The following is a 12,685-nucleotide window of genomic DNA, read 5'->3' on the forward strand; positions in this document are numbered from 1 at the left end:
GTTGGAGCAACAGACTCATTAGACGCCATCAACAACGACACGCTAAACGGCAACCCGGTATTATTGGCAGAAATAAATACCACCGTGACAGCAGTTGCCACGCCAATTAACGGCGGACTAGTTCCAGTATTGAACACAGCAACCGGGATGGTAAGCATACCACCAGGTACAAGCGCAGGAGTTTACACTATCGGATATCGTATTTGTGAAAAACTTAATGCGACGAATTGTGATGACGGAGTAATTACTGTAACGGTTACTGTTCCGGTTATCGAGGCAGTTGATGATTTAGTAGCCAATATCAATGGTTCTGTAACAACTAATAATGCAATCAATGTTTTATTAAATGATATGCTAAATGGAGCTTCTACAGACTTAACAAAAGTTACTATTACAGTTGATATTCCTGCATTACCTATTAACGGTGGATTTGTACCAGTATTAGAACCTTTAACAGGAATGGTAAGTATTCCGGCAGGCACTCCGGCAGGCATGTATACAATTTCATATCATATTTGTGAAAACCTAAATCCAATGAATTGTGATAATGCTATTGTCAGCATAACTGTAATTGGAGCAGCAATAAATGCTATTGATGATTCAGTTTCGAATATCAACGGTTTTATTGGAGGAAACAATGTGATAAATGCCTTAGCGAATGATATTTTAAACGGAGTTGCTGTCATTCCTTCACAAGTAACCATCAGTAATATTGTTCCTGCTGCTTCTATTAATGGAGGAGCAATTCCGTCATTAGATCCAACAACCGGAAATGTTAGTGTACCTGCAGGAACGGCAGCAGGCACTTACACAATTGGATACAGGCTTAGCGAGAATCTCAATCTGTCTAACTTTGATACAGCAGATATAACGATTACCGTTATTGCACCAGGTATTATGGCCAATAACGATTCTGCAAATAATATTAATGGATTTGTGGGTGCAAATAATGTTATAAATGCGATTGCAAATGACAGGCTAAATGGCTTTGATATTCAATTGACGGATATTGATATTACTTCAATAAGTACTGCAAATCCAGTTGATTATGTTTTAGGAAACCCGGTACCTACTTTGAATATTACTACTGGAAATGTAGATGTGCCGGCTGGAACATCATCAGGAACGTACACGATTCACTACAAAATCTGTGAAAAACTAAATCCTGTAAATTGCAGTGAAGCTGATATTGAGATTACCGTTTTGGGTACATTTATCAATGCAAATAATGATTTTTCAGATGGTATTAACGGATATAGAGGAGCAAACAATGTAATTAATATCTTAAGCAATGACAGACTTAATGGTTTACCAGTATCGATACTTCAGGTTGATATTCATTCTTTGAATACCACGACTCCTCCGGCTTCAGTTAATGGTAATGTTCCGTTTATTAACCTGCTTACAGGTAATGTTGATGTTCCTTTATTAACACAATCTGGAACATATACAATTCAATATGAAATCTGCGAAAAATTAAATCCAAGCAACTGTAGTCAGGCAACAGTTATGGTCATTGTAGAGAGACCAAAAATTGTAGCCGAAGATGATTTGATTACAAATATTAATGGTTTGGCCGGTTCACCAGAAGTGCTAAACGCCATTACAAGCAATGATTTATATGATGAATCACCTTTAGCTGATGTAGAGTTAGTTGCAAAAACAGTACTATCTCCTGCTACACCAATTAATGGAGGTTTAGTTCCGTTTTTAGTTCCTACAACTGGACTTGTAACTATTCCGGAGTTTACACCGGCCGGAGCTTATCAAATAAGATATTTAATCTGTGATAAGCTCAATCCGCTAAATTGCGATGAAGCTTTAATCTCTATTCTTGTAATTGCACCGCCCATTATTGCAAATGATGATGAAGCTGAAAATATTAATGGTAACACCGGAGCTAATACTGTATTAAATGCTTATGATAATGATACATTAGACGGAAATCCTATAGAACTTGTTGATTTCACTGGTACATTAGTTACTCCGGCAAGTTCAATTAACGGAGCTCCGGTTCCTGTATTGAATATCCTTACCGGAAATGTAGATGTACCTGCCGGAACTCATGCGGGAGAATATTTCATTGTATATAAAATCTGCGATAAATTGAATGCAACTAATTGTGATGAAGCCATTATCAGAATTAAAGTTGTCGCAGCACTCATAGATGCTGTAGATGATTATGCTACAGGAATAAATGGTTTTGTAGGAACAGCAAATGCCTTAAATGCTTTAGATAACGATATCTTAAATGGAGCTTTGGTAAACCCTGCAGATGTTAGTATTACCAATATTTTTCCTGCAATAGCACTTAATGGAGGTGAAATGCCTGTATTAGATGCAACAACCGGTATCGTGAATGTACCAGCGGGAACAACTGCGGGAACATATACCATTACCTACACACTTAGAGAAAAGGCAAACTTATTAAATAATGATAGTGCTATTATTACAATCGTTGTAGGTGTTCCGACAATAGAAGCTAATGATGATACTTTAATGGATGTCAACGGTTATGTGGCAACCAATAATGCGATTGATGTTTTAACAAATGATACGCTTAATGGTACAGCTGTAAGTTTAAGTAATGTCAATATTACTGTTGATGTGGCAGCAGTACCAATTAATGGCGGTCCAGTTCCAACATTAGAGCCACTTACAGGAAAAATAAATATTCTGGCAGGTACTCCTGCAGGTAATTATGAAATTAGATATCATATCTGTGAAAAATTAAATTCGGCCAATTGTAATGATGCAACGGTTTATATTACGGTTATTAGCCCACCAATTCTTGCCGTTGATGATAACGTAACAAATATAAACGGATATAAAGGTTCTACTAATGTGGTGAATGCAATAACAAATGATTTACTAAACGGTACTTCAGCCCAATTATCTCAAATAAATATTACTTCAATAAGTACAGCAACACCAGCTGATTATGTATCCGGTAATCCTGTTCCAGCATTAAATACTGCAACCGGAAGTGTAGATGTTCCTGCAGCAACTTCGGGAGGAACGTATACTATTCATTACGGAATCTGCGAAAAATTAAATCCGGCCAATTGTAGTGAAGCCAATATTATTATTGAAGTTACTGCTGCGACAATTATTGCCAAAAATGATATTGATATTAATGTAAATGGATATACGGGATCTCCAAATGCTCTGAATGTTTTAGATAATGATTCTTTCGATGATTCGTCTATCACCTCTAAAAAAGCAAAATCAGCTATAGATATCAGTCAAATTACCATTACGATTCTTGATCCTGCAGATCCTGTAAACGGTAATCCAAATGTTCCTGTTTTAGATCCATCAACCGGAATTGTTAGTGTACCTGCTAAAACACCGGCTGGTATATATAGAATTCAGTATCGAATTACTGAGAATCTAAATCCATTAAATTTTGATGATGCGATGGTATTCATTACCGTAACAGCAACTGCAATTGAAGCTAATAATGACACGGTTCTAAATATAAATGGTTTCGATGGTCAGGCCAATGTTATTAATGCGATTACAAACGATAATCTGAATGGAGTGGCAGCACAACTTGCAGAAATTGCTATTGGAGTTATAACTCCGGCAATACCTATTAACTCTGGGCCGGTACCAAAATTAGATATTGTTTCAGGAAATGTAAGCGTGCAGGCTGGTACTCCAAGCGGAATGTATACCATCAGATATGAAATTTGTGAAATTTTAAACCCAGCAAATTGCAGCCAGGCTGATATTATTGTAACGGTTGTTTCAGGTTCTATTATTGCAAATGATGATACAGCATCTGGAATCAATGGTCTTGACGGAGCTGCCGATGTAATAAATGTTCTAACAAACGATTTACTGGATAATGCGACACCAACTTTATCACAGGTTACAATAAATGTGTTGTCACCTGCTGATGTCATTTCAGGAGGAGTTCCGGTATTAAACACTAAAACCGGAATGGTCAGTGTTCCAGCTGGTACAGCATCCGGAATTTATACCATTGTTTATCAAGTTTGCGAAAACCTCAATGCGTTAAATTGCGATCAGGCAGTTATAAAAATAACAGTAGTACAACCAGCAGTTACGTTGATTAAACAAGGTGTATTCTCAGATACAAATGGAGATGGTTATGCACAGCCGGGAGAGTTGATCCGTTATTCTTTCCGTATCACCAATACAGGAACAACAGATCTAAACAATGTTACGGTTACAGATCCAAAAGCAACCATTTCAGGAAGCCCTGTTTCGCTTGCTGTAGGTCAGGTTAATGTGACAAGTTATACCGGAACTTATACATTGACTCAGGCAGATATTAATTTAGGATATGTAGTAAATCAGGCCTTGGTTACCGCTCAGCCTGTTACAGGAAACCCTATTCAGAATTTATCTGATAGTAATGATCCGACACTTATAGGTGACAATGATCCAACAGTGACACCAATTACTCAATTTAAAGAATTAACATTAATTAAAGGCGGACAATTAACAGGCAGCGGAGGGACAGGCTCAGTAATCAATTATAATTTTACAGTTAAAAATACCGGAAATGTAATTCTGACTAATGTTGAAATTACAGATCCAATGGTGACAGCGACATCAATAGCAGTAATACCAAGTACATTGGCTCCGGGAGCTACAGGAACAGCAGCTGCATCATATACTGTTACCGTAGCTGATGTTGCAAACGGAGAAGTGATGAACACGGCTCTTGTTATTGGCGATGATCCTTCAGGAAATCCGGTTACAGATGTTTCAGACAGTACAGATCCAACTTTAACAGGCGATGACGATCCTACAGTAATCGATTTAACCCTTAAACCATCAATAGCAATCATTAAAACAGCAACCTTTAACGACGAAAACAAAAATGGTTATGCAGAAATTGGAGAATCAGTAACGTACAATTTCGCTATAACCAATACCGGAAATGTGGTTTTGGTAAATATCATTGTTAAAGATCCTAAACCAGGAATGACCATTGCGGGAGATCCAATTATTTTAAGACAGGGTGAAACGAACACAACTGCTTTTGTGGGTAATTATGGTTTAACCGCAGCTGATATTGAATTAGGAAAAGTAGAGAATCAGGCGGTTGTAGAATCTGTCAGTCCTGACGGATTAGCAGCAACAGATCTCTCTGATGATAATTCTAATCTTGAAGATGATCCTACAATATTAACGTTAAATGCTTGTCAGGTAACAATTCATAATGCCGTTTCTCCAAATGGAGATGGTAAAAATGAGGTATTTAAAATTGATGGAATAGAATGTTATCCTAATGCTTATGTACAAATTTATGATCGTTGGGGCGTTTTAGTTTATGATGCTTACGGTTACGATAATGAATCGGTAGCTTTTAGAGGTATTTCTGAAGGAAGAGCAACCATCGCTAAACAAAAAGGATTGCCTGACGGAACTTATTTCTATGTAATTACGTATACCACTTATTTAAATGAACCTGTAAGTAAAACAGGATACCTGTACTTATCCGGAAATTAATATAATATATGCCTTATAAATAGGATTGGTAATAATCGAAATAAATTATTTACTATGAGAACTAAATTATTTTCTTTGGTCGTAATGTTTGTAACAGTTTCTTGTTTTGCACAACAGGATGCGCAGTACACACAATATATGTATAATACCATTACTATAAATCCTGCTTATGCAGGATCTCGCGGAGCATTGAGTTTTTTCGGTTTGTACCGTACGCAATGGATTGGTCTTGACGGAGCTCCTGAAACCAGCAGTTTTTCAGTTAATACTCCCATAAATAACAGTAATTTAGGTGTTGGAGTTTCGCTTGTCAATGATAAAATAGGGCCTACAAACGAAAATAATTTCTCTGCAGATATATCATATACCGTGCAGGTATCGGCCGATTTTAAACTTTCTTTTGGAATAAAAGGAACGGCTAATTTATTCAACCTGGATATCAATAAACTGAACCCAGAAGATCAGGGCGACCCGCAGTTTCAGGATTTGAGAAATAAGTTCTCTCCCAATATCGGGGCTGGAGTTTACTGGCATTCTGACAAGGCATATATTGGTTTTTCTATTCCGAATTTTATAGAAACAAATCGGTATGATGACGATGATATTGCTATTTACAAGGATAAAATCAATTATTATTTAATGGGAGGCTATGTGTTTAACCTGGACCACTATGAGTATTTCAAATTCAAGCCTGCAGTTTTGGCAAAAATGATACAAGGAGCACCACTTCAGGTAGATATTTCGGCCAATTTCATGTTTGCAGATAAATTTGTACTGGGAGCTGCTTATAGATGGAGTTCCTCATTGAGTGCTATGGCAGGGTTTCAAATTACGGATGGTCTTTATATAGGTTACGGTTATGATCGTGAAACTACTAAGCTTAATAATTACAATTCGGGGTCGCATGAAATTTTTCTGCGCTACGAATTCTTTAAAAACAATGGCAAAATAACGACTCCTCGTTTTTTCTAAAAAATATAGATTATGAAAAATTGTATACTATTTCTGATCACAATAAGTATTTTTTCATTTGAGGGTTATACTCAAGAGTCAAAAGTAAGATCTGCCGGTAAAGATTATGCCAACTATGCTTATATCGATGCCATAAAGATTTACGAAAAAGTAGCCGAAAAAGGATATAAGTCAGAAGAGCTGTTTAAAAAACTGGGAAACGCTTATTACTTCAACTCTCAATTTGAAAGCGCTGCCAAATGGTATGGTGAACTTTTTGCTTTCAATACTGATGAGATAGGCTCCGAATACTATTACAGATATGCCCAATCCTTAAAATCATCCGGACAAATGGATAAAGCCAATAAAATGATGGATGAATTTAACTCAAAAAAACAAACCGATAGCAGAGGCATCCTTTATGAAAAAGAGGTTAATTATCTCGATATGATCAAGGCAAATTCAGGACGTTATACTATTGAAAATGCAGGAATTAATTCTAAATATTCAGATTACGGAACTTTCGTTTATGGCAACAAAATATATTTTGCCTCGGCCAGAGATACAGGCAATTTCTCTCAGCGCAAACATAAATGGACAGGCGAACATTTTACCAATTTATATATTGCGGATGTTGATTCTGTTACAGTGAGTAAATTTAAAACTTCACTAAATTCTAAATTCAACGAAGCTTCTCCGGTTTTTACCAAAGATGGTAAAACAGTTTACTTTACTAGAAATAATTATGTTAACGGTAAAAAAGGAAAAGATGAAAATAAAATTACTTTAGTAAAAATATACAAAGCCACACTGGAAAATGATCAATGGACTAACATAAGGGCTTTGCCTTTTACCAGTGACAATTACAGTACGGCACATCCGGCATTAAGTCCTGATGAAAAAACATTGTATTTTGCATCAGATATGCCCGGAACATTAGGCCAGTCTGATCTTTACAAAGTTAGCATTAATGAAGGAAGTTTTGAAAAACCTGTAAACCTTGGGACAAGCATTAATACAGAAGGAAAAGAAACCTTTCCGTATGTCACTAATGAAAATGAAATTTATTTCGCATCAGACGGGCATCCCGGACTTGGCGGACTGGATGTGTTTAGAGGCGAAATAGACTCTTACGGAAACGTAAGCAATATTCAGAATCTGGGGACAGATATTAATTCACCTCAGGATGATTTTGCCTATAGCATAGATCCTGTTTCCCGTAAAGGCTATTTTAGTTCGAATAAGGAAGGTGGACTGGGTTCTGATGATATTTATAAGTTTTTAGAAACGAAGAGAATAATGTGTATTCAAAAATTAAACGGAATCATAACAGACTCTGAAACCAATATTATTTTACCAGGAGCAAAAGTCACTTTGTATGAAAATCAGACTCTAAAAAATACTACGATTGCCGAATCAACCGGATTTTACAGTTTTCCTGTAGAATGTGGTAAAAATTATAGTGTAAGAGCCGAAAATCCTGATTATGCGACAAAAGAGATGAATATTTTAATACCAAAACTAAATGGTAAAACCAATTTGCCCATTGCACTTGATAAAGAAAGCTGTAAATTAATTGTGGGAGGAGATTTAGGAAAATGCTTTGGCATAAAAAGTATCTATTTTGATTTGGATAAATCAGATATCAAGCCCCAAGCAGCAGTTGATTTGGTCAAAATATTAGTGGTTTTAAATGACAATCCAAATATTAAACTTGACATTCGTTCGCATACTGACAGCCGGGCATCATTTAAATACAATATGGCCTTATCAGATAGCAGGACAAAGTCTATTATACATTGGTTTGTTGAAAACGGTATTAATAGCAATAGATTAACCGGTAAAGGTTATGGCGAAACACAGCTTGTGAACAAGTGCTCTGACGGAGTAAAATGTACCGAAGAAGAGCATCAGGCTAACCGAAGAAGTGAGTTTATTATTACTTCGATGTAATATTTATTGTTAATTATTTTTTCACATTATCTTTAATTTCAACGTGGGGATTTATAAGGTCAGGAATAAATTAAAGAGAAAAAGGCTGTCTGAAAAATTACTTTTCGGGCAGCCTTTATTATTGGTGGGAACAGGAATTCTCAAATCATTTTATGTAATATTTGAAAAATAGATATGAAGTAATATTTTTGAAATTTTATAAAAAAGTATAATATACTATCTCTATAGAATTAATTAAAATTTTTTGCATTATAGTTTAGAGTGTTAAAATGTAGTATTATTTTGTCTTATTGCTCAAAAAACCATAAAGTTTGAAATAAAAATGAAAATTTAATTGATAATTTTTTAAATTATTTAGTTTTGTATTCAGAACAACCTTTAAAGCAAGAAAATCTTCAATGAATGATGAAAAGAGAGATATTAATCTATGGAGTCAAATAAAAAAAGGAGATGTTCTGGCTTATCATAAGCTATATGATCAGTATATAAATGTACTTTTTACATTTGGAATGCAATACACAAATGATGATACCTTAGTGCAGGATGCTATACATGATGTTTTTGTAGATCTTCATCGCTACCGCAATAATATTGCAGCAGATGTTGTCATTAAATCCTATCTTTTCAAAGCACTTCAACATGATATTTTCAAAAAACTAAAATCGCAGACTAAAACCGTCTGTCTGGATATTCTTTCAGAAGGTACTCATAAAACGGATTCAATCGAAGATGAACTTATCTACAACGAAACTACGTTACATAAAAATGCCAATTTAGCCGGCATTCAGGGACATAGTTTTGGCGGATACGAAACTTCTTTTTTAATTACAAAAACCGATCTTTTCAGTTGTGCTATTATAGGTTCTGGAGTGAGTAATTTTACATCTAATTATCCGGTTATGCGTTCTAATGGTATTTCTACAATGTTTAAATATGAAGTAGATCAATATCGTATGGGCAGTTCTTTATTTGATAATTTAGATGGTTACATCAAAAATTCACCTTTATTTTCAGCTAAAAATGTTACAACACCAGCACTTATCTTTCATAATGATGGCGATAGCGCAGTACCGTATCAGGAAGGGCAGTCTTTATTTTTTGCACTTCGCCGTTTAGGAAAAGAAGCATGGCTGGTCAATTATAAAAAAGAAAGTCATACCTTGGATAAAGCGAATAACCGTAAAGACTGGACTCTCAAAATGCAACAATATTTTGATTATTACTTAAAAGGATCAGACCGCCCGGACTGGATGTAATACAAGCCTATAAATTAATATAATTCTAAGACTGTTGTTTGAAGGTTTCTTATGAAGTCTTCAAACAACAGTAAGGACTTCTTATACTATTAGATTTATTATTATTTAAGGATCAATCAAAAAAAGAATATTAGAGATCAACAAATATGAAAGTGAAACTATTTTTAGTGCATTTTATGATACTGTGTTTAACTCAGGTATCGGCACAATTTAAAACAACAATTCCTTTACGGAAAGACGTTGTTCATGGAACTTTAAATAACGGCATGCAGTATTTTATTCTGCATAACGAATGGCCAAAAGACAGAGCCGATTTTTATTTTGTTCAGAATGTGGGAGCAATTTTAGAAGATGATAATCAAAATGGTCTGGCTCACTTTTTAGAGCACATGGCTTTCAACGGTACTGAGCATTTTCAAGGAAAAGGAATTATTGATATGCTGGCCAAACACGGCGTTACTTTTGGGCGTGATATTAATGCGTATACAGCACACGATGAAACGGTTTACAATTTAAGTAATGTACCGGTTAAGAATCTGGCTTTACTAGATTCCTGTTTATATGTTTTGCATGACTGGTCTGGATTTTTATCTTTAAAAGATGCCGAAATTGATGCGGAAAGAGGGGTAATTCATGAGGAATGGCGCACCAGAAGAAATGCCGATTTAAGAATTGGATCACAGTTAGAGCCTGTCATTTACAACGGTTCAAAATACGGAAAAAGAGATGTTTTAGGAGATATGGATCTTATTGATCATTTTAAATACAAACAGTTAAGAGATTATTATAAAAAATGGTATTTGCCCAATCATCAGGCTGTAATTATTGTTGGAGATATTGATCCGGCAAAAATAGAACAACAGGTTAAAAAAATTATGGGGTCAATTCCAATGCCTTCCAATTCTGCAGAACGTATTTATGAACTAATTCCGGATAACGATAAATTGCTATATAAACTGGCGCTTGACAAAGAAGCCCAAAAAATATCTATTTCTTTAAACTTTAAAAAAAACAAACCAGTTGTTCAGGATCTTGCAACATTTGAAAACAGCATTGCAGAACAATTGGCTTTACAAATGATGAACAATCGTTTTAGAGAATATACGATAAACAATGAAACAGCTTTATTAGGAGCAGGTTTAAGCCATTCTGCCTTAACCCGTCTTACTTCTTTTTTTACCTTAACTGTAAACCCTAAAAACGGACAATTGTTAGAAGGTTTTCAGCAGGCATATACTGAATATGAACGTGCCATTCAAAACGGTTTTACAAAAGAAGAACTCGATCGTGTAAAAGAAAATATGCGTACAGGTTATGAAAATCAATTAAAAAACAAAGATAAAATTGGTAATGCAAACTGGGCTTCTCAATTGCAGAATTACTTTTTAGAAGCTTCGCCGGTAATGAGTTTAGAAGATGAAGTGGAGCTTGTAAAAACAACTTTGTCAAAAGTAGATGTCAATGAAATCAATAAAGTATTTCGTGCTCTTCCCACAGAAAAAAATCAGGTTTTAACGGTTTCAGGACCAGAAAAGGAAAATGTTACTTATCCAACAGAAGCTGATTATACAACGGTAATTAAAAAAGTAAAAGAACAAAAATTAGAACCTTACACCGAAACAGTTGCAAATGCTGATTTGGTTACTGATAAACTTACAGTTAAACCAATTGCGAAAAGATTTGAAATTAAAGGAATTAAAGAAGCAAAAGGATATGTTTTAGAAAATGGCTCCAAATTAATTATCTATCCAACCACGTTGGCGCAGGATCAGATTCTTTTTTCAGCTTTCAGTCCGGGTGGGATTTCATTATTGCCGCAACAAGAACTTGCATCATCGCAAATCGCAACAGTTTTGGCGAAAAACTCAGGATTAGGAGATTTTAAAGTTACCGATTTACAAAAACAACTTTCAGGAAAAACAGTAAAAGTAAGTCCGTTTATTGGAGAACATTACGAAGGTTTTAGCGGAAGCGCCGTAAAAAAGGATTTAGAAACACTTTTAGAACTGACTTATTTATACTTTAAAAACCCAAGATTTGAAACTCAGGCTTACAAGCGAATCATTGATTATTACGGCAATGCACTTGAAAATGTAACTGAAAATAACAGTAAAATTTTTGGAGATTCCATTGCTTTATTAGATACAAATCACAGCAAAAGAACTTTTCTTTTAAGCAAAGAAAACCTTGGAGAGCTAAAGTTTGATGATGCTTCTAAAATCTACAAACAGCGTATTTCAAATGCATCAGATTTTACTTTTGTTTTTGTTGGAAATATTGCTAAAAATGACCTTGAAATCATCAATAAATATTTAGGAAATATAGAAGGAAATAAAACTAAGGAAAAGTTTATCGACCATAAGACAGGAATGGCAAAAGGATTTTCTAAAGAAAAACTCATCAGAGAAATGAGCGTGCCTAAAACGAGCATTTATGTGCATCTGGAAAACAAAAATGTGGCCTTTTCTGAGAAAAACAAGGTTATAGCTTTCATGTTATCGCAATTATTAGACAAACGTTACTTAGAAAAAATCAGAGAAGACGAGGGTGGAAGTTATGGAGTACAAACGCAGAGTTCACTATCAAAGAATCCTTCTCCGCTTTTTTCTCTTCGCGTAAGCTTTGACTGTAATCCTGAGAAAGACAGCAAACTGCTTCAAATTGTTTATGATGAGTTGGATATTATTTCAAAAAATGATGTGTCAGATAAAGATTTATCAGACATAAAAGAAGATTTGATTAAAAGTAATCAGCAGAATATTAAATCAAATTCTTATTGGATAAACACAATTGTAGACCAGTTAAAAACGGGAGATAAATTTATGAGCAGTGATGCTTATGAAAAATTAATTAAAAGTATTTCGGTAAAAGACATAAAAAAATATGCAGGTGAAGTGTTGCCCAATGCTGATAAAGTTGAGGTAATAATGCAGCCTAAAACGAATGAAAGCGCTTTAAAATAGCATTCAATTCTACCAAGAACGGCAATTCTTCACTTTAATTTTAATAGTCTCAGAAAAGAAAAAAGATGTTTC

5 protein-coding genes (1 of these 5 cut by a window edge) are annotated in these 12,685 nt (G+C 34.9%); all 5 read left to right on the forward strand.

Features of this window, described 5'->3' with window-relative positions:
* Nucleotides 1–5,490, forward strand: the end of a protein-coding gene (locus ACEN2I_RS09165; protein ID WP_441765797.1) for a DUF7507 domain-containing protein. Its footprint begins 22,758 nt before the window's first position; the window shows 5,490 of its 28,248 coding nt (coding positions 22,759–28,248); its start codon lies beyond the left edge, outside the window; its stop codon occupies nt 5,488–5,490.
* A 54-nt stretch (nt 5,491–5,544) separates the two neighbouring features.
* Nucleotides 5,545–6,462: a PorP/SprF family type IX secretion system membrane protein gene (locus ACEN2I_RS09170; RefSeq protein WP_441765798.1), complete on the forward strand. Its 918-nt coding sequence runs from the start codon at nt 5,545–5,547 to the stop codon at nt 6,460–6,462.
* Between the two features lie 12 nt (nt 6,463–6,474).
* On the forward strand, nt 6,475–8,394 hold the full coding sequence (locus tag ACEN2I_RS09175; RefSeq protein ID WP_441765799.1) for an OmpA family protein: 1,920 nt from the start codon (nt 6,475–6,477) through the stop codon (nt 8,392–8,394).
* A gap of 398 nt (nt 8,395–8,792) precedes the next feature.
* The gene (locus ACEN2I_RS09180) at nt 8,793–9,650 is read left to right on the forward strand and encodes a prolyl oligopeptidase family serine peptidase (protein ID WP_441765800.1); all 858 of its coding nucleotides are present in this window, start codon (nt 8,793–8,795) and stop codon (nt 9,648–9,650) included.
* 146 nt (nt 9,651–9,796) lie between these two features.
* On the forward strand, nt 9,797–12,613 hold the full coding sequence (locus ACEN2I_RS09185) for a M16 family metallopeptidase (RefSeq protein ID WP_441765801.1): 2,817 nt from the start codon (nt 9,797–9,799) through the stop codon (nt 12,611–12,613).
* The last annotated feature ends 72 nt before the right edge of the window (nt 12,614–12,685 follow it).

Source organism: Flavobacterium sp. W22_SRS_FK3 (genome assembly GCF_052113665.1).
Classification (GTDB): Bacteria; Bacteroidota; Bacteroidia; order Flavobacteriales; family Flavobacteriaceae; genus Flavobacterium.